The following is a 17,968-nucleotide window of genomic DNA, read 5'->3' as shown; positions in this document are numbered from 1 at the left end:
TCGCTGCTGTAAGCAGCGAGCGTTCCTGCTTAGGGGTGTGCTGCGCGATTGCGCGGAGTGCGCCGTCTAGCCGGCGCAAGTGCGGCCGCGGAGCGTGCGCCTATCCACGCCCCGGATAGCCGGGACGACTACACGGCGCGGTTCGTTAGTCCTTGCCGTGCGCCTTGGGTAGATATCGTTCGGAGAGCGCTTCGTATAACGGCGGGGCAAAGAACCGGGAAACGCGGCTAGCGATCAATGCGGTCGCCATCAACGAAATCACGAGCGCATGCCCGTTGATCATCTCGATCACGATCACGAAGGCGGTAATTGGGCTTTGCGTCACGGCAGCCAGATAGCCGACCATCCCAAGCGCGATCAACATCGGCAACTGCATCTGCGAAAACACCATATGCAGCACGTTGCCGATCCCCGCGCCGATGGCCAGCGACGGCGCGAACAAGCCGCCAGGCGCACCCGGCAGATAGGATGCGACCATCGTAATCATCTTGAACGCCGGATAGAATGCGCTGACGTGGCCGTGCCCCTCCAGCATCGCCCGGGCTTCCGCATAGCCGCTGCCGAAGGTGTGTCCCGAGCTGACGATACCGACCACTGCGATCAAGACGCCGCAGACGGCCCCGAATACGACCGGACGGTGCGTGCGCATCTGCAAAATAGCCTCGGGCATCCAGCGCTTCGTATTGAGCAGCAGCCAGCAAAAAATTCCGCCGGCAATGCCGGCCAACAGCCCGACTAGCGGCACCGCGGCAACGAGCAGATCGGGAAGGTGCGGTCCCACGTCGATCGTTCCGAAATACACGTAGTTGCCTTGGAGCCCCAGCGATACGACACCCGCGAAGATGATCGCAGTGATCAGCACACCGCTCGTGCGGGCTTCGAAACTGCGCGTGAGTTCTTCGATGGCAAACACGACACCGGCTAGCGGGGCGTTAAAGGCTGCCGACAAGCCCGCCGCCGCACCGGCCAACGCGAGCTTGCGTTCCAGGGAGGCGCCGTGGATCGCACGAAATCTCGCCGGGTAGTATCGTCGCAGACTGAACATCAGCGAAGCACCGATATGGATCGTCGGCCCTTCGCGTCCGATCGTCAGGCCGCCAAGGATGGCGAGAAACGACACGAGGATCTTTCCGATCAAGATCGGAATCGTCAACAAGCGCTCGCCCAATGCCTTCGGGCCATGCAACGAGGCGATCACCTGCGGGATGCCGCTGCCTTCCGCTCCATCGAAGAACCGCCTCGTGATCCAAACGCATGCGGCGCTGATCGCCGGCGTGACGAGCAATGGCAACCAGACGTTGTGCGCGACGTGCTTCAGGAAAAGGTCATACCCGAAATCGATCAGCCGCGCATAGAGCACAGCGATTAGCCCAGCAACAATGGCGCCGATCCAGAAGACGCCATAGTGGAGCCACAGTTTGTAGGCGTGTTGAAAGGAGAATTTATCCGTCGGAACTCGGATTTGCATGACGGGAGTGTGTGCGCGAAAGCGTAAGTATACCGTTCGAACGCCCCCGCCCGTTATTCGAGCCCGGTGCCACGGGCTCGTCGGATGGGTCCCCGGCCGTTTCGTCTCACTGTGAGGGAATTATCCGTTGCGTCCGATCGCTGAGCGGCGCGGCGGAAGTCATTGCCGAAGCGTTGCGTTGGCGCTAACGGCCGTATCGTCGCTTCCCAACATCGCGTAGTAGCGTTCGATTTCGTCCGGTTGCGCGAGCACCGTGCCCGCCCGCAATACGGCCGATGTGCCCGCCGCGACGCCGTAGCGCAGCGCGTGCGCTGCCGGTAGGTCTCGGTCGATCGCCCATACGAACGCCGCAAGGAAACTATCGCCGGCGCCCACCGCGCTCACGACCGGAACTTGCAGCCCATCGACGCGCTCGATGCGATCGGCGGTCGCCATCAAGGCACCGCGTGCCCCCAGCGTCACCAAAACGATTCGTGCGTAGCCGCGCGCAACTAACCGCTGAGCTGCCTCGCCCCATTCCGATGGCTCGCGAAGCGGCTTGCCGCTCAGTTCGCGCAGTTCGTCGATGCTCGGCTTGATCGCGTGGACGCCCTCCTCCAGCGCGGCAGCCAGCGCTTCGCCCGAGGTATCGAGCACGAGATGCGTGCCCTTGATTCGCGCGGCGCGGGCGAGGCGCGCATAGAAATCGACTGGGACGCCCGGCGGCAAGCTGCCGCTCGCCACCAAGAAACGCGGCGCGGGGTCGAGCGACATCACTCGGTTGAAACAGGTCTGCAGTTCGATCGACGAAATAGAAGGCCCCGGCACGACAAACCGGAATTCTTGCCCTGTCGATGTTTCGCGCACCGCGAAGTTTTCGCGGGTCTCTTCGACAATCGGCACGCAATCGACACGCACATGCTCCGCGTTGAGCAACTCCGTGAGCGCTCGCCCCGTGCGCCCACCGGCCAAAAACATCGCGGTGCAATCGGTACCCAGGCGTCGCACCACGCGGGCAACGTTGATCCCGCCGCCCCCCGGATCGCGACGCACCGCGCCACAACGCAGCTTTCGCGTGGGCGCCACACGGTCCACCGAAAACGACACGTCGAGCGCGGGGTTCAGCGTCAGCGTCACGATATGAGTCATGGCCGTCGATCAAGTGGCGTCGATCATCGCAGTTAAACACTGCATTTGGTTGCGAGCATTGATGCAAGTCAACGGCGAAAAGCGGACACGGCGCAGGCCGTCGCGCCCGCCGCTACAACTCCTTACAAATGTCACCGATTTGCGGTCCACCGCCCGGCACGGCAATGCGTTTTTGGGGACATGCTCACTAGGAGTTCTCTCATGAATGCCAATCTGCCGTCGAATCCGCAAAACGCTCGCATCCATCCGTTGTTCGCTGCCGCGGCCGTCGCGGTGATCCTTGTCAGCGGGACCGGCATCGCCGCTATTGCCGGCTGGCTGCCTACCTCGCACGCTGTCTCCGCGCCGCCCGAGTTAGGCGCTTCGGCCACCATGCAGAGCGCTCAGATCGCGAGCGCACCGGTGACGGCCGCCCCCACCTACAGCGCGCCGCGAGCCGAGAGCAGCGAAGCCCGGCAACATCGCCATGTCGTAAGGGCAACGCCCCAGCAGGAGCCGCGGTACCGCGAAGCCGGCAACGACTATCGAAATACCGGCGCATACGGCTCGCCCGCACCGCATGCTTCCGCCTACGATCCGAATGCCGGCGAAGTGGTCGCGATCAACGCGGTGCAGTCGCCTGAACCGACGACGGGCGTCGGCGCTGTCGGCGGAGCGATCGCCGGCGGCTTGCTCGGCAATCAAATCGGCAACGGTCGCGGACGGACGCTCGCGACGATCGCAGGCGCCGTCGGCGGCGGCCTCGCCGGCAACGGCATCGAGCATGAGGTTCGGAAGGCCACGTCGTACCAGGTCCAAGTGCGGATGCAAGACGGCAGCTACCGCAACTTCACCTACACGGCCCAGCCCCCGTTCCAACCGGGCGAACACGTACGAGTGGTTGGCGAATCGCTGAGCGCGGCATAACCAGTCGCTCAAGAAACGCGGCGTGCCGGGCGCACGCCGCGTAATCCGTTAACCGATCCTTAAGCTTGAGCGACCACACTTTGATCGAAGGCCGCACGCAATCGAGGCGCACGGCCACACCACGTAATAGGAGGTGCCGATCATGAAGTGCTCGATTCGAATCATTGCGCTCGCCCTAACACTCGCGCCGGCCGCGGTGTTTGCCCAATCGTCCAATCAACCGCTCACCCGTGCGCAAGTGCAGGATCAACTGACGCAACTCAGACAAAACGGCTACAGGCCCAGCAAACTTCACTATCCGGCCGATATCCAGGCCGCCGAAGCGCGCGTCGCCGCGCAAGGCACAGCGGGCGCGACGTCGACCACCGGGTTCGGCGGTACGCCTAGCGGAACGATGCAATCGGGCTCGTCGACGATAATGCGCCCGCACGCCTGGCGGTCGATGTACAGCCATCACTAATGTCTGCGGCCGTCTGCCGTGCGATCGATTCGACGCCGCCGCGAGGCGGCGCTCGGATCTCGAATCGATCGACGTCGTCTTTAGCCGATCGGCGCTAGCGGCCGGATTCGACAACACGTAAAGCCTACGCGTCATCGTCGGATATTTACTTCGGCGCGGCCGGCGAAAGGACGGCTCGCCGCGCCCCTCTCCCGCATGCCGCCTTCGCCGCCTGCCCGCACTCGGGCACACATCGTGCGGGGCCCCGCGATGCCTTCATTCGCTTCCGTCGATTTCGATGAATGCCATCGCTCGAATGCTGTTGGCCGTCTGCGTGGCGGGCCTTGCGACCTCTTGCACGCATATGGGGCCGGCCCGCCTGCGAGCCGACCAAGTCGATTACGCCCGCGCCCTCGGCACCGCCAAAAAGCGCGCCATCCTCGATGCCATGGTTCAGTTACGGTTCGCGGACGCCCCCTCGTTCCTAACGGTCAGCCAAATCATCGCGGCGTATACCTTCGATGCGTCGGTCGGCTCGACCCTGAATGCGGGCTCGGGCACGCAACCGAGCTATGCGCTCGCAAACGGCGCATTGTCGTATTCGAACCATCCGACTTTTACCTTTACGCCGACGACCGGCGACGCCTTCGCCTCCGCATACATTCGCCCGCTGGCGCCCGCACTCGTGCTCCCGCTCGCGCAAGGCGGCATCCCGATCGATCTGCTGTTGCGGATCGCCGCGCAATCGGTCGACGGCCTACTCAACGGCACGGCACTCGGCGGCTCGCGCAGTGCCGGCACACCCGGTTTCTTCCAAATGATTCACGCGGCGCGCCGTCTGCAGCTAGCGGGCGAACTGAACGTCGAGCTTCGCAACGAGAACGGCGCGAATCATGTCTACATCGTCGTCGCTGTGCCGCACGATAGCGAGGAGCCGCCGCACGCGGCTGCGGATCGCCGGCTATTGCGGCAACTCTTGCGATTGCCGCGCGACACCGGCAGCTTCGAAGTGGTCTACGGGCAATCCAGCGAGTCGGGAAAAATCGCGCTCTTGACGCGTTCCGTCCTCGGGATCTTGACGGACCTCGGCGCGCAAGTCGAAGTGCCGGCAAGCAGCGTAGCCAGCGGCGCGACGAAGCCGACCGTGGGACTCGTCGGCGGCGAAACGCGGCCGACGATCATCGTCCACTCGGCAGCGACCGCACCGGCGGACGCATATGTCTCGATTCCCTACGACGGGACTGCATACTGGATTGCACGCGACGATTTCGATTCGAAATACGCGTTCACCGTGGTGCAGGATTTGATGGCGCTCGCCGAAGCCGACACGAGCGCGAAAGCGCCGATCGTAACGATCCCAGCCGATTGAGCCGCTTTCCGTCGAGCGAAACGCAGCCTCCCGCTCGACATGAAAGAAGCCGCGCCCCCACGAGGAAAGAAAGGGCGCGGCGAGGCCGCCTGTCACCGAGGACGATGCGAAAACCGAACAGGCGGGAGCACGGCATTGGGCGAGCCGTGTCGTGAGAGCACATGAACGTCCGCCGCGCAGCGATTCAGCGGCTCCGCTCGAACGAAAAAACGCCATCCCGGGAAAGCGGACGTATTGCAAAATTGCAATTAACAAGTCGATGTCGGATGATATCTAAACCCGCGACGAAGACATACTATCAACATTGATAGGGTGCTTGCGATCACGAATGTCCAATTAGACGAACATGTCCATCTCGATGCACGAGATTGCCACGATTGCGTTCGTTCGCGAACGGCATGCAGTATCATCGGCAGGCTGCTTCCGAGGATGGCCGCACCGCCGGTTGCGGACTAGCGCGAGTGAGCGAGGATGGGCGCGGACGAGGTGTTCGCCTGTTTCCCGATTCGATGCTGGCCGCTCTGAGAGTCAATACTAAAAATCGACCCTTCGAAAACATGAATGCAATATCGAATCCCGGCACGTTGGAGCTGGGCAAATCATCCAAGTACGAATCCACCTACAATCCCGACAAGCTCTTTGCCATTGCGCGAACGATCAAGCGCGAGGAAATCGGGGTGACAGGCCCGTTGCCGTTTTTTGGCGTCGACGTATGGAATCACTACGAGGTGTCTTGGCTCACGCCGAACCGTGTCCCGCGCGTCGCGGTCGCGACGATTGTCGTGCCTTGCACGTCACCGAACGTGATCGAATCGAAATCGATGAAGCTGTACTTCAACACGTTCAACAACACCTCGTTCGCCGATCGGGCCGAAGTCGAACGCATCGCCGCGCGGGATCTATCTCAATGCGCCGGGGCCCCCGTTTCGGTCGCAATCGAATCGTTGGAGCAGGCGTCGGCGCAGCGTATCGGCCTGCCTGACGGTGAATCGATCGACGAGCAAGACATCGCCATCGATCGATTCACCGTCGACCCGCAGGTTCTCGTCACGCATGACGAACACGTTAGCGAGACGTTGTATTCGAATTTGCTGAAATCGAACTGCCTCGTCACAGGCCAGCCCGACTGGGGAACGGTCTGCATCGCCTATGAAGGCGCGCGCATCGATCGCGCCGCGCTGCTCAAGTACGTGGTCTCGTTCCGCGATCACGAGGAGTTCCACGAACAATGCGTCGAGCGCATATTCAAGGACATCCAAGATCGCTGCAAGCCGACGCGGCTGACGGTATCGGCCCGCTACACACGCCGCGGCGGGATCGACATCAATCCCATCCGCAGCAGCGAACCGGTGGAAAAAATCGCGAACACGCGCTTGATCCGCCAATAACCCCGCACGGACTCCGACCATGGAAAACGCTTCCCACGAAATCGAGGCCGTGATCGAGCCGTCGGCCGAGCACGCTGAACCGCTCGTGCTTGTGCGCGTGCGCGATTCGGGCGCCACATTCAAGATGTCGCCGCGCGAGCTCCATAAGAAAACGTGGCTCGATAAATTTTCGCGCGAGGACGTCGCGCACATCGGCTTTCTGAACGCGGCCACCTATACGGATCAGCTCGTACCGCTTTCTTATTTCCCGACCCGCAAGCATCAATTGACACCGGCGGTGCTACTGCTCGCGCTGGTGTACGTGGGCTTTCTGATGCTGTCGAATGTCACGGGCGCGCGCGTTATCGAGGTGAAACTCGACTGGCTGCCGCTGCTCGGCCCCACCACGGTCGGCATTCCGGCGGCGTTGATCGCGTTTCCCATGACCTACGCCTTCAGTACGATCATCACCGAGGTATATGGATTCCGAGCGAGCCGCATGGTGATCTGGGGCGGGCTTGCAGTGAACTTGATGTTCGTGCTCGGCACGTGGCTGCTCACGCTGCCGCCGGGTTTGCCGAGTTGGGAGGCACAGAACCCGACGCTCGCGGCTGCCTACCCCGCGCTCGCGCTCGAGTTCGCGCGCACCTTCGTGGCGTCGACCGTTGCCTACTTTTGCGGCGAATTCATCAATACGACGTTTCTCGCCAAGCTCAAAATCGCGACGAACGGCAGCTATCTTTGGGCACGCGTGGTATCGAGCACGTTCGTCGCCATTGTGATCGACAGCGCGCTGTTTTGCTCGATCTTGTTCTGGGGCCGGCTGCCGCGACAAGTGGTGCTCACGATGATCGGCATCCAGATCGTCGTCAAGCTGATCTATGAACTCGTGCTGTTGCCGCTCGTCACCACGGCATCCAGGCGGCTAAAACAGATCGACAAGATCGACTATTACGACTATCACACCAACTTCAATCCGTTCTCGTTCAAGGATTGATCAGGCGCGATTCGGTCACGACGCCGAACACGACGACGCCCTCCGCAAGCGCATTGACGGTTTCGGCGCGCGTCGCGTTCAGGCCCTTGAGCCAGGCAACCTCGCCATCCTTGACGACGCGGTGTAGCGCCGGTGCGCCGCCGTCGACGATGGCGGCGACGACATGCGCGTCGCGAAGCGCAACGCCCGGTTCCACCACTACGATCGAGCCTTCGCGGAATCGTGGCGCCATCGACGGTTTCGTTTTCACCGCGAACGTACCTGGCCTACGCGGGGTGTCCACGGTCAGCCATTGCGTCTTGCGCGCGACATCGCGATGCCCGTGCGCGAAATCGACGATTTCGTCCCAGCCGAGAATCGGGATCGGATAGGCCCGTTCGCTTTGCAGCAGATAGCCGACCGTGGAACCGAGCGCATCGGCGATCGCCAATACCGTGCTGATCCGCGGATCTTCCGTTTCCATCGAAAGGACGCGGCTCAGCGTGCCGGCCGACACCCCCGTCTTGCGCGCGAGATCGGCGTCGTTCATGCCGTGCTGACGCATAAGCGCACGGATTCTCTCGACCATCGAACTGGCCCGTTCTCTTGTTTCCATCGTGTGAGTGGCGGCTCGAAGCATGTGTCCCGATCCTCTCGGCAGCTCACGCCTCATTGGGCGAACACTTCCTGTAACGTGTCCAATGCGCGTACTAGCGTTGAACCGGTCACCGCCCCTTCTTTTTCGATCAATCGCGCCTTGTCCACGGTGCGGAGCTGATCGAGCAGGATAAGCCCCTGCTTACGCCCGAAGGTGATCGGCACCCGGTAGGGAGCGGCGTGCCCCTTCGACGTCAACGGCGCGACGATGACGGTGCGCAGATGGTCGTGCAGCTCGGGCGGCGAAATCACCACGCAGGGGCGCGTCTTGCGGATTTCGCTTCCCAATGTCGGATCGAGCGCGACCCGCCATATTTCGCCGCGCACTACCATGCCAACTCCGAATCGTCGGCATTACCGAACTCGCCCATCACGAGCGTATCGCCGCCCGCTTGCGCGACGGATCGGCTCGCGTCCGCCCACCCCGCCCGCACCGGCTTGCGCGGCTTTCGGATAACCAATGCGTCGTCCAATACTTCCATCTCCACTTCGCCCTCCAATTCCAGCTGGGCAAGAATGGGCTTGGGGATCAGGATCCCTTGCGAATTGCCCATCTTGCGAATCGTGACTTTCATGACCTCACCGTAAGCGAAATGTTAGCTTGGAATGCCGTGGACGGCAACACAATGTTATAACGTTTTTGGCGACGTTGTCCGTTCGGCCTATGCGGCCCCCTGCCGCTTCGCGTTCCGACGGTCAGCGCCCGTTCCGCTTCCTTTCACCGATACAAAATCTGCCGCCTGAGATCGGTCGAAATGACCGTGGCAGCCGGAAGCCATCGCTTCAGCATGGCAGCGCTACACACGTTCGACCGAAAGCGGCGTCCGAGCTGCCGATCGATGTCGACACGCTGGCCGGTGCGCCGATACTTGGCCGTATAGGTCACTTCACCGATCGCGCTGTCGACGTCGGGCGGAATCGCAATGATTTTCGCGCTTGCCGGCAATATGACGCTGTAGTGCTCGTGAACCGCCGTACCCGCGCATGGACTGTCGGTGGGCTGCCACGCCTGCGCGAGCACGTAGTCGGCAAATGCCTTGATGGAACTGAAGCTCGGCATCGTGGGGACGGCGAGCGCAGCCGGTCCCGGCATCAGCGCGACATTATCGACCGTGCCAGTCACATCCAGCGCGAGCGGCTGGTCGATGTCGTTTCGACCAGCCGCTGCGATATGCAGCGATCCCGTGAGGCCGACTCGCCGGAGCAACTCGTAGCCGACCCGATCGCCGTTATGCCGCAGCAAGGACAGCCGCGGAGCGAATGCGGCCTGCCCGTTCAACACGAACGAACCATGCACGTTCGCATCGCCCTTGTCGCCCACCTCGATCGTATAGTCGCTCGACGACGCGCTATTCTCGCCATTTTGCGCAGGCGTATGCAGCATTTCCCCCGTGACGGTATCGAGGGCGGGCTTATCGCTGCTCGCGAAAGTCAGAATGCCGAACGAGGAGACGGCGCTCGTGGTATCGGCGAATACACCGAACTCCGGCAGCCAGGTGATGGCATGATTGAATACCGCCCAAGTGGCGACCGCCGGCAAGCGATAACTGGTTCCCAGATTGACGAGGACGCTATCGGCGCGGATCCCTTTCGCCTTTAGCAAAGCGATGAATAAGACATCATGATCTTTGCAATCGCCGTAGCCATTGCGCAATACCTGATCCGCGCTATGCGGTACCACGGGCCCAGAGCCGACCCAGGCGGCCAAGTAGCGAATATTGCGGCTGACCCAGTCATAAATCAGCTGCGCCTGCTGCCGCCGGTCCGTCGCATGCTCCGTCAGTCGATCGGCTAGCGTCCTGACGGCATCCGTTACCTGGATCTGGGAGTCCGCACCTTGCTCGTAGATCTGCCCGAGCTGCGCATAATTCGCGTAATTCGATGCGATGAAGTAAGGTCCGGTATCCAAGGCGGATACGCTGTTGGCCTGCTCGTGAGTCGGCCCCTGAGCGGGTGTGCGATAGCGATAGACCTGTACGTGCCGTGCGCCGCGCACGTCATCGCTCACGAGCTGCATGCCGCTCGCATCGATCCTGACAGGCATGCCGGCAGGCGTATCGAGCGTCTCCTCGACATTGTCGTACGCCTCGGTCGGCGCGAATGACACAACCTCGCTGAATTTGCCCGGCAGCATCGTCGCGCGATCTTTGAGCGTGTAGCTCAGTTGAACGGTATCGCCGAGCCTAACGGCGGGGAATGCAACGAAGCGCCAACGTTCGGCGCTGAACATCGGGGCAACGGTCGTCGCCGGAGCCGGCCGGTCGAATACCGCTTCTTTGAGGTTCGCGGAAATGGTTTCCCCATCCGCGTGAACCGTTTGCGCTTTATCGATCGTCAACGTTTGCCAATCTCCGTTATACGATACGACATACTGTGCAAAGCGCTGCAGCGCCGCATCGCTAGACAACACGATGCTTAGCGAGATGTGCGCGACCGCCCGCGCTTCGTCGTCAACCGAAACGACACGTTCATATTGAGAATATCGGTACTCGGGCATTTCCGCCGCGCTCGCCGAACAGGCACAAGCGAGAACGACGCCGAGCGGCAGCAGGCGCGCCACTTGCAACGCAAGATGCGGAAGGCGATTCCCCATGGGTATAGAGTCGGAAAAGGTGTTGGTCGATTATCATCCCGAGAAAATGCCGCCAATCGCCATCGATCAACCATGAGGCGATTAAGCATAAGGCAGCGGCCGGATCATAAATCGATCCGAATGCCGATGCAATGAAAGCGATTTAAATCTTGGAAGACAATCTTCGTGTCCAATTCCTGTCCCCGGCCACCCGCGCACGTGCAGGTCGTGCGCGGTCGCAAACAGCGGCAGAGCGTCACCGGGGCTACCGACGAAATATTCGGCGAGGATCGCTTCGGACGGCTACGCCGAATGCTAGGCGAGCGTTTGACGCTCGGCGGCACGCTGGTATTTTGCGATGGCCTCCGGTGTGACCGGCGTAAACAAATTCACGAGGTTCCCGTCCGGATCGCGGACCAACACCGAGCGATTGCCCCACGGCTGGGTGGTAGGCTGCTGCACAAATTCCGAGACCACGCTTTTCAGATGCTCGTAGACAACATCGACGTCCGCCACCTGAAATTCGATGATGACCGACCGGTTCTGACCGCCGACGGCCGCACCCGCGGCGAATAACGTCATCGTACGTGTACTGCCGATTGCCAACGTCGCGACGGGCGTCGAGACTTCCGCGAAATCGTCGGTGTACCACTTGGCAGAAAGCCCGAGCCGCTCGTAGAAGTGCACGAGCCGCTTGATATCGTCGGTAATGATTCTGGTCGAAACGAAGTTCATTTTTTGCGAGTAGTAATGGACTGAACCGACATGCCGCGTTTGCCGGCACGCGAACGAAATCCGCCGCGCAGTTGGCTTGCAGAACCTGCACGCGGCGACCGACGGATCCTACCCGGGGGCTCCTGCCAACGGTTTGTCAGCAGACTCGCAATATGCGCTCGGCGCTCGGCACCACCCACGCGGAGCGTACCAACCTCGCTCGGTCGCGGACAGCCCCGTCTAGCGCATTGCCGCGCAACAGCGCTACACTCGGACATCTCTTCGCGGAGTGCCATCATGACCGACATCGATCCCGAGCGGACTTTTCGCGGGCTTCCGCTCACGCCGGAGCAAGATGCCGAGATCCGGCATTACATCAAGTCCCGCAAGCAACACGGCAAACCGTGGGATACCCCCGAACTCGACGCAATGCTAAGGGACATGCTCGAACCGCCGAGCGAGGACGACGAAGAAGGCGGTCTCGACACCGATTTCGGCGTAGCCCGCACGGCGGCAGAGCGCGCGCAGTTTTCGATCGAGGATGAAACCAATCCGATCGAAGCCTCAGAAGAATGGCACGCCGCGATCGAATCCGAAACCATGAAAAGGCTCGATCATTGAACCGTTGACCGTATCCGCGCCCCCGTCCACACACGGGCGGGGCGCGCTAGAAGTGCTGGGCGCCTTTCTCAAACTGGGGCTGACTTCCTTCGGCGGGCCCGTTGCCCACTTAGGCTACTTCCGCCGCGAATTCGTCGAACGCCGCCGCTGGCTCGACGAAGCCACTTATGGCGATCTGGTCGCCCTTTGTCAATTCCTGCCAGGACCGGCCAGCAGTCAGGTCGGCTTTTCGGTCGGGCTCTTGCGTGCCGGGTGGCTAGGCGCCCTCGCCGCCTGGTGCGGTTTTACGCTCCCCTCGGTGCTGCTCTTGCTTGCCTTCGCCGTCGTTGCGCCCGACTTGGGCGGCACGGTGGGCCAAGGGCTCGTTCATGGGTTGAAGCTGACCGCCGTTGCCGTCGTCGCGCAAGCGGTGTGGGACATGGGACGGCGATTGTGCCCCGACCGGCGGCGCACGGCGATCGCACTATCGGCGGTCGCGTTGCTCGGCGCGATGCATAGCGCCTATGCGCAGCTGATCGTTATCGCATGCGGCGCGGCGGCTGGGTTCGCCTTCTATCGCCGCGACGCCGCGTTCGACGCTCGCGGCGCCACGTTGACGACGGGTATGCTGCAAACGCGCGTTCCACATGCGGCAGGGATCGTTGCGCTGGTCCTGTTTTGCCTATTGCTCGCCGCCGTGCCCGCTGCTGTGCGCCTCGCGCCGATGCTAGGCGGATCGATATGGCAGGACCTGCGATCGTTCGACGCGTTCTTTCGCTCCGGCGCGCTCGTATTCGGCGGCGGGCATGTGGTGTTGCCGTTGCTGCAGCAGCAACCCGTCATCGAACATGCCGTGGGCGCAAACGAGCTTTTGGCCGGGTATGGCGCCGCACAAGCGGTGCCCGGGCCGCTATTTAGCTTCGCGGCCTACCTCGGCTGGACGATGTCGAGCACGGCCGGGCGCCTTGCCGGCGCGGCGCTGGCCACCGTGGGCATCTTCTTGCCGGGGCTATTGCTGGTCGTCGCCGCGCTGCCGCACTGGCAAGCGTTGCGTACGCGTCGATCGACTGCCGCGATGTTCGCGGGCGTCAACGCCGCTGTGGTCGGTTTGCTGGCCGCCGCGCTCTATTCGCCGGTGTGGACGAGCGCGGTTCATGGGCCGATCGATTTCGCGATCGCCGTCGTGGGGTGCTTCTTGCTGGTCAGATGGAAAGCGCCGCCGCTCGCGGTCGTTGCGCTGTGCGCCGCGGCAGGGATCGGGATTGCCGGGTTGGCAGGCTGACGGGCTGACGGCAACCGGCGCGTTCGAGCCGAATACGACCGAACGCGCGGGTACCGTTCGAGCGGCCCGTGCCGTTACTTCGGCTGCGCTACGGTGCGCAGATACGGCTTGAGCGTCTTGAATCCCTGCGGGTACTTCTTCTTCGCGTCTTCATCGGAAACGGACGTCGGGATGATGACGTCGTCGCCCGGACGCCAATTCGCCGGCGTGGCGACCGAGTGCTGCGCGTTCACCTGCAGCGCATCCACCAGGCGCAGGATCTCGTCGAAGTTGCGCCCCGCGCTCATCGGATAGACGAGCATCGCCTTGACCTTCTTATCCGGCCCGACGATAAACACCGAGCGGATCGTGGCGTTGTCGTTTGCCGTGCGCGCGCCGCCGCTCGCGTTCGGGTGGATCATGTCGTACAGTTTCGACACCGTCAGGTCGTGGTCGCCGATGACCGGGAAGTTGACGGCATGCCCTTGCGTCTCCGCGATATCGCCCACCCACTTTTCATGATCGCTGACCGGGTCGACGCTCAAGCCGATCACTTTGGCTTTGCGCTTGTCGAATTCCGGCTTCAAACGCGCCACCGTGCCGAGTTCGGTGGTGCAAACCGGCGTGAAATCCTTCGGATGCGAGAACAGGATCGCCCAGTTGTCGCCGATCCATTCGTGGAACTTAATCGTGCCTTCGGTGGTTTCGGCGGTGAAATCGGGTGCAACGTCGCCGATGCGGATAGACATTGTGAAACCTCCTCGATAGGGTACGTTGGCAAGCACGGAAGCCGCGTGGCGCGCGCAAGTCTCCCTACGCGCACTTCGCGGGAGGGTTGAAGCGAAGCTTTGAATTATAGCCCCCGACCGCTGCGATACACGGCCGAGCCCAGCGAAGCTTTTTTTCTTACGTTAAGCGTTTCGGTTATATCGCCTAACCGCCGCGCCCCCCCTACGGACGCGCACCGAAGCGGACACCCTCGCGCCGAACGGGTGCGGCATGCGCGATGCGCTGCACTGCTGCAGTGCGACAAATCGGTGCACCGCGTTTCCTCTGCGGCATCCGTCCGCCCGCAAAGCCCCGTCAGTTCTGCGTTTCATGCACTTGGCATAGCCCTTGCATAGAGATTGCCCGTACCCGGCAACGGCGTCGGGATGCATGCAACGCAATGCGATGACTGGGCTTGACAAGAAAGCGTCTCTCGACTTCTGGCCCCGCCCCCGATCCATCGCTCACGCTTCAAGGACAACGGCGTCCCCTCGTGCCTCGACACGAGCGGACGCCGTTTTCGTTGGCGCATGCCAAACACGTTGATTTCCGTCTCACCGTCGGGCAATGACGCCGCGACCTCAACGGCTTAAGGAGTGACTCACGATGAATGCGCCCCGACTCGTCGTCATCGGCAACGGCATGGCCGGTATCCGGACAATCGAAGAATTGCTCGCGCTCGCGCCGAATCATTACGACATCACGGTCTTCGGCGCCGAACCGCATCCGAACTACAACCGGATTCTGCTCTCGCCCGTGCTGGCCGGCGAGCAGACGTTCAACGACATCGTTCTGAATCCGCTCGAGTGGTACGAGCAAAACGGCATTCGGCTGCACCTAGGCAAGACCATCTCCACCATCGACCGCAAGCGGCGGGTCGTGACGGCCGAGGACGGCACCGAAGCGCCCTACGATCGACTGCTCATCGCGACCGGGTCGCAGCCGTTCATCCTGCCGGTGCCGGGCGCGACGCTCAAGGGCGTCATCACCTATCGCGATATTCGCGACACGCAAGCGATGATCGACGCGGCTACCGTCAAACGGCGCGCCGTCGTGATCGGCGGCGGCCTGCTCGGCCTCGAAGCGGCCAACGGTTTGAAGCTGCGCGGCATGGACGTGTCCGTCGTGCATCTGTCCTCGACGCTGCTCGAGCGGCAGCTCGACGAAAATGCCGGCCGGCTGCTGCAGCGTTCCCTGGAAGCCAAGGGTTTGACGTTCCTCATGTCGAAAGCCACGAGCGAAATCGTCGGCAACGAGGCGGGCGAAGTCGCGGGCGTGCGCTTCAAAGACGGCGAGCAAATCGAAGCGGACCTCGTCGTCATGGCCGCCGGTATTCGTCCGAACACCGCGCTTGCCGAAGCGGCGGGACTGCACTGCGATCGCGGCATCGTGGTCAACGATACCCTTCAAACGTACGACCCGCGCGTGTACGCGGTGGGCGAATGCGTGAGCCACCGCGGCGTGGCCTACGGCCTCGTGGCCCCGTTGTTCGAGCAAGCGAAAGTGTGCGCGAACCACCTCGCGCTGATGGGCATCGGCAGCTACAAGGGCTCGGTGCTGTCGACGAAGCTGAAGGTCACCGGCATCGACTTGTTCTCGGCCGGCGATTTCGTCGGCGGCGAAAACACCGAGCAGATCGTATTGTCGGATCCGGCCAGCGGCGTCTACAAGAAGCTCGTCATCGAGGACGACCGCTTGGTCGGCGCCTGCCTATACGGCGACACGGCCGACGGCGCTTGGTATTTCAAACTGCTGCGCGAAGGCCGCAAGCTCGGCGAATTGCGCGATCGTCTGATGTTCGGCGAATCGAGCATCGGCGACGCGGGTGTTCAAGGCCACAACCGCGCGGCCTCGCTCGCGGATTCCGACGAAGTGTGCGGCTGCAACGGCGTGTGCAAAGGCACGATCGTCAAAGCCATCAGCGAAAAGGGCCTTTTCACGCTCGACGAAGTGAAGAAGCACACGAAGGCGGCGAGTTCTTGCGGCTCGTGTTCGGGCCTCGTCGAGCAGATCTTGATGAGCACGGTCGGGACGAGCTTCCAAGAAACGCCGAAGACGAAAGCCATGTGCGGCTGCACCGATCGCACGCATGACGAAGTGCGCAAGGCCGTGCGCGAGCACAAGCTGCTCACGCATCGCGCCGTCTACGACTTCCTCGAATGGCGCACGCCCAACGGGTGCGCCACCTGCCGGCCCGCGATCAACTACTACCTGGTATCGACCTGGCCGCGCGATGCCGTCGACGATCCGCAAAGCCGGTTCGTCAACGAACGCGTGCACGCGAACATTCAGAAGGACAACACGTTCTCGGTCGTACCGCAAATGAAGGGCGGCGTGACGACACCGGACGAGTTGCGCCGTATCGCCGATGTTGCCGACAAATACAACATCCCGATGGTGAAGGTCACCGGCGGGCAGCGTATCGATTTGCTCGGCGTGAAGAAGGAAGACTTGGTGCACGTCTGGAAAGACCTCGGCATGCAGTCCGGCCATGCGTACGGCAAATCGATCCGCACCGTAAAGACCTGCGTCGGGAGCGAGTTCTGCCGCTTCGGCACGCAAAACAGCACGCAAATGGGCATCGATTTGGAGACGATGCTCGCCAATATGTGGTCGCCCCACAAGGTCAAGCTCGCCGTCTCGGGCTGCCCGCGCAATTGCGCCGAGGCCGGCATCAAGGACGTGGGCGTGATCGCCGTCGATAGCGGCTGGGAGATCTATGTCGGCGGCAACGGCGGGATCAAGACGGAAGTCGCGCAATTCCTGGCCAAGGTCAAAACGGCGGACGAAGTGAAGGAGTTTTCGGGCGCTTTCCTGCAGCTTTATCGGGAAGAAGCGCACTACCTCGATCGCACCGTGCATTACATCGCGCGGGTGGGGCTCGACTACGTCAAACGCAAGATCGTCGACGATGCCGCCAATCGCCGTGCGCTGTACGAGCGTCTGCTCTACGCGCTCGAAGGGTTGCCCGATCCGTGGCAAGCGCGCATCGACGGCCTGCACGAACGCGAATATATCCCGCTCAAAGTCATCGCCTGAGGCTACCGAACCATGGATTTGACGATTTCCCCCGCCACGACCTGGACCCACGTATGCAGTGTGTCCGACATCCCCCGCCTGGGTAGCCGGGTCCTCAAGCACGAAGACGGCGATATCGCCTTGTTCAGGACTGCAGACGATGAAGTCTTTGCGCTGCACGATCGTTGCCCGCACAAGGGCGGTGCGCTCTCGCAAGGCATCGTGCACGGTAAGACCGTCACCTGCCCGCTCCATAGCTGGAACATCTCGCTCGAAACGGGCCAAGCGTGCGCGCCCGACGAGGGTTGCACGCTGCGCTTCGCCGTGAAGGTCGACGGCGAAGCCGTGTTCGTCCGCTTCGCATGAGGAGGCTCGCTCCGCGATGAAGACCGTCACACGTTCGACGTGTTGCTACTGCGGCGTAGGGTGCGGCGTGCTCATCGAAGCCGAGCACGGCCGTATCACGGGCATCGAGGGCGACCCCGATCATCCGGCGAACTTCGGCCGGCTCTGTACCAAGGGACGTTCGTTGGCCTTGACGGCCGCAAGCCATGCCGGCCGCGCGCTGCACCCCGAAATCCGGTTTGCGCGCGACGACGAGCGCAAACCGACCGACTGGTCCGTGGCGCTCCATCACGTGGCGGCGCGCGTCGCCGCCGGGGTGGTAAGCCACCGCCCCGATGCCGGCCCCGTCGATATTTCCGGGCCACAGCGGGCCGAGGGCA

Annotated in this window: 17 protein-coding genes and 1 pseudogene; 10 read left to right on the top strand and 8 right to left on the bottom strand. The window is 62.4% G+C overall.

Features of this window, described 5'->3' with window-relative positions:
- Positions 1–145: 145 nt before the first annotated feature.
- Positions 146–1,468 carry a chloride channel protein gene (locus tag ACTHN9_RS16110; protein ID WP_440537776.1) on the bottom strand — a complete coding sequence of 441 codons (1,323 nt, stop codon included), beginning with the start codon at positions 1,466–1,468 and terminating at the stop codon, positions 146–148.
- A 159-nt stretch (positions 1,469–1,627) separates the two neighbouring features.
- Positions 1,628–2,596, bottom strand: a complete 969-nt coding sequence (locus ACTHN9_RS16105) for a 1-phosphofructokinase family hexose kinase (protein WP_440537775.1) — start codon at positions 2,594–2,596, stop codon at positions 1,628–1,630.
- Positions 2,597–2,797: 201 nt separating this feature from the next.
- On the opposite strand from ACTHN9_RS16105, the gene ACTHN9_RS16100 reads away from it, so the two are divergent.
- The 5 genes from ACTHN9_RS16100 to ACTHN9_RS16080 all read left to right on the top strand — a co-directional run bounded on the left by ACTHN9_RS16100 (position 2,798) and on the right by ACTHN9_RS16080 (position 7,674).
- On the top strand, positions 2,798–3,502 hold the full coding sequence (locus ACTHN9_RS16100) for a glycine zipper 2TM domain-containing protein (protein ID WP_440537774.1): 705 nt from the start codon (positions 2,798–2,800) through the stop codon (positions 3,500–3,502).
- A gap of 142 nt (positions 3,503–3,644) precedes the next feature.
- Positions 3,645–3,962 (top strand): DUF4148 domain-containing protein, encoded by a 318-nt coding sequence (locus ACTHN9_RS16095; RefSeq protein WP_440537773.1) that lies wholly within the window; start codon positions 3,645–3,647, stop codon positions 3,960–3,962.
- A gap of 277 nt (positions 3,963–4,239) precedes the next feature.
- On the top strand, positions 4,240–5,310 hold the full coding sequence (locus ACTHN9_RS16090; RefSeq protein WP_440537772.1) for a hypothetical protein: 1,071 nt from the start codon (positions 4,240–4,242) through the stop codon (positions 5,308–5,310).
- Positions 5,311–5,867: 557 nt separating this feature from the next.
- Positions 5,868–6,698, top strand: a complete 831-nt coding sequence (queF, locus tag ACTHN9_RS16085; RefSeq protein WP_440537771.1) for an NADPH-dependent 7-cyano-7-deazaguanine reductase QueF — start codon at positions 5,868–5,870, stop codon at positions 6,696–6,698.
- A 19-nt stretch (positions 6,699–6,717) separates the two neighbouring features.
- Positions 6,718–7,674, top strand: a complete 957-nt coding sequence (locus tag ACTHN9_RS16080; protein WP_440537770.1) for a queuosine precursor transporter — start codon at positions 6,718–6,720, stop codon at positions 7,672–7,674.
- Here the strand turns inward: ACTHN9_RS16080 and ACTHN9_RS16075 are convergent.
- The 5 genes from ACTHN9_RS16075 to ACTHN9_RS16055 all read right to left on the bottom strand — a co-directional run bounded on the left by ACTHN9_RS16075 (position 7,664) and on the right by ACTHN9_RS16055 (position 11,617).
- Positions 7,664–8,242: a LexA family protein gene (locus ACTHN9_RS16075; RefSeq protein ID WP_440537769.1), complete on the bottom strand. Its 579-nt coding sequence runs from the start codon at positions 8,240–8,242 to the stop codon at positions 7,664–7,666. The two genes, ACTHN9_RS16080 and ACTHN9_RS16075, sit on opposite strands and share 11 nt — an antisense overlap.
- A gap of 80 nt (positions 8,243–8,322) precedes the next feature.
- A complete protein-coding gene (locus ACTHN9_RS16070; RefSeq protein WP_440537768.1) occupies positions 8,323–8,643 on the bottom strand; it encodes a type II toxin-antitoxin system PemK/MazF family toxin in 321 nt (106 codons plus the stop codon).
- The gene (locus tag ACTHN9_RS16065) at positions 8,637–8,885 is read right to left on the bottom strand and encodes an AbrB/MazE/SpoVT family DNA-binding domain-containing protein (protein WP_440537767.1); all 249 of its coding nucleotides are present in this window, start codon (positions 8,883–8,885) and stop codon (positions 8,637–8,639) included. Before ACTHN9_RS16065 ends, ACTHN9_RS16070 begins: the two co-directional genes overlap by 7 nt.
- A 143-nt stretch (positions 8,886–9,028) precedes the next feature.
- Positions 9,029–10,903, bottom strand: coding sequence for a DUF3857 domain-containing transglutaminase family protein (locus ACTHN9_RS16060; RefSeq protein WP_440537766.1), 1,875 nt, complete (start codon positions 10,901–10,903; stop codon positions 9,029–9,031).
- A gap of 294 nt (positions 10,904–11,197) precedes the next feature.
- Complete coding sequence (locus ACTHN9_RS16055) at positions 11,198–11,617, bottom strand: VOC family protein (protein WP_440537765.1); 420 nt, start codon at positions 11,615–11,617, stop codon at positions 11,198–11,200.
- Between the two features lie 276 nt (positions 11,618–11,893).
- On the opposite strand from ACTHN9_RS16055, the gene ACTHN9_RS16050 reads away from it, so the two are divergent.
- Both ACTHN9_RS16050 and chrA read left to right on the top strand, forming a co-directional pair.
- A complete protein-coding gene (locus ACTHN9_RS16050) occupies positions 11,894–12,217 on the top strand; it encodes a hypothetical protein (RefSeq protein ID WP_440537764.1) in 324 nt (107 codons plus the stop codon).
- 4 nt (positions 12,218–12,221) lie between these two features.
- Positions 12,222–13,478: a chromate efflux transporter gene (gene chrA, locus ACTHN9_RS16045; RefSeq protein ID WP_440537763.1), complete on the top strand. Its 1,257-nt coding sequence runs from the start codon at positions 12,222–12,224 to the stop codon at positions 13,476–13,478.
- Between the two features lie 74 nt (positions 13,479–13,552).
- On the opposite strand, the gene ACTHN9_RS16040 is transcribed toward chrA, so the two are convergent.
- Entirely contained in the window at positions 13,553–14,206 is a 654-nt protein-coding gene (locus tag ACTHN9_RS16040; RefSeq protein WP_440537762.1) for a peroxiredoxin, read from the bottom strand.
- A 625-nt stretch (positions 14,207–14,831) separates the two neighbouring features.
- Between ACTHN9_RS16040 and nirB the strand changes: the two genes are divergently transcribed.
- The 3 genes and pseudogenes from nirB to ACTHN9_RS16025 form a co-directional block, all read left to right on the top strand.
- Positions 14,832–17,264, top strand: coding sequence for a nitrite reductase large subunit NirB (gene nirB, locus ACTHN9_RS16035; RefSeq protein ID WP_440537761.1), 2,433 nt, complete (start codon positions 14,832–14,834; stop codon positions 17,262–17,264).
- 12 nt (positions 17,265–17,276) lie between these two features.
- Complete coding sequence (nirD, locus tag ACTHN9_RS16030; RefSeq protein ID WP_440537760.1) at positions 17,277–17,609, top strand: nitrite reductase small subunit NirD; 333 nt, start codon at positions 17,277–17,279, stop codon at positions 17,607–17,609.
- 16 nt (positions 17,610–17,625) lie between these two features.
- Positions 17,626–17,968: pseudogene (locus ACTHN9_RS16025) on the top strand (nitrate reductase); the annotation flags it as partial.

Origin of the sequence: Trinickia sp., assembly GCF_051953405.1 — a bacterium.
In the GTDB taxonomy this organism is placed as follows: Bacteria; Pseudomonadota; Gammaproteobacteria; order Burkholderiales; family Burkholderiaceae; genus Trinickia.
The sequence above is the reverse complement of the archived record's forward strand: the minus strand, read 5'-3'. Positions and strand labels throughout refer to the sequence as shown.

What these genes read in the sequence shown, in the direction of transcription:
- ACTHN9_RS16110 (WP_440537776.1), bottom strand. Translation starts at nt 1,468, where the DNA reads ATGCAAATCCGAGTTCCGACGGATAAATTCTCCTTTCAACACGCCTAC.
- ACTHN9_RS16105 (WP_440537775.1), bottom strand. Translation starts at nt 2,596, where the DNA reads ATGACTCATATCGTGACGCTGACGCTGAACCCCGCGCTCGACGTGTCG.
- ACTHN9_RS16100 (WP_440537774.1), top strand. Translation starts at nt 2,798, where the DNA reads ATGAATGCCAATCTGCCGTCGAATCCGCAAAACGCTCGCATCCATCCG.
- ACTHN9_RS16095 (WP_440537773.1), top strand. Translation starts at nt 3,645, where the DNA reads ATGAAGTGCTCGATTCGAATCATTGCGCTCGCCCTAACACTCGCGCCG.
- ACTHN9_RS16090 (WP_440537772.1), top strand. Translation starts at nt 4,240, where the DNA reads ATGAATGCCATCGCTCGAATGCTGTTGGCCGTCTGCGTGGCGGGCCTT.
- queF (WP_440537771.1), top strand. Translation starts at nt 5,868, where the DNA reads ATGAATGCAATATCGAATCCCGGCACGTTGGAGCTGGGCAAATCATCC.
- ACTHN9_RS16080 (WP_440537770.1), top strand. Translation starts at nt 6,718, where the DNA reads ATGGAAAACGCTTCCCACGAAATCGAGGCCGTGATCGAGCCGTCGGCC.
- ACTHN9_RS16075 (WP_440537769.1), bottom strand. Translation starts at nt 8,242, where the DNA reads ATGGTCGAGAGAATCCGTGCGCTTATGCGTCAGCACGGCATGAACGAC.
- ACTHN9_RS16070 (WP_440537768.1), bottom strand. Translation starts at nt 8,643, where the DNA reads ATGGTAGTGCGCGGCGAAATATGGCGGGTCGCGCTCGATCCGACATTG.
- ACTHN9_RS16065 (WP_440537767.1), bottom strand. Translation starts at nt 8,885, where the DNA reads ATGAAAGTCACGATTCGCAAGATGGGCAATTCGCAAGGGATCCTGATC.
- ACTHN9_RS16060 (WP_440537766.1), bottom strand. Translation starts at nt 10,903, where the DNA reads ATGGGGAATCGCCTTCCGCATCTTGCGTTGCAAGTGGCGCGCCTGCTG.
- ACTHN9_RS16055 (WP_440537765.1), bottom strand. Translation starts at nt 11,617, where the DNA reads ATGAACTTCGTTTCGACCAGAATCATTACCGACGATATCAAGCGGCTC.
- ACTHN9_RS16050 (WP_440537764.1), top strand. Translation starts at nt 11,894, where the DNA reads ATGACCGACATCGATCCCGAGCGGACTTTTCGCGGGCTTCCGCTCACG.
- ACTHN9_RS16040 (WP_440537762.1), bottom strand. Translation starts at nt 14,206, where the DNA reads ATGTCTATCCGCATCGGCGACGTTGCACCCGATTTCACCGCCGAAACC.
- nirB (WP_440537761.1), top strand. Translation starts at nt 14,832, where the DNA reads ATGAATGCGCCCCGACTCGTCGTCATCGGCAACGGCATGGCCGGTATC.
- nirD (WP_440537760.1), top strand. Translation starts at nt 17,277, where the DNA reads ATGGATTTGACGATTTCCCCCGCCACGACCTGGACCCACGTATGCAGT.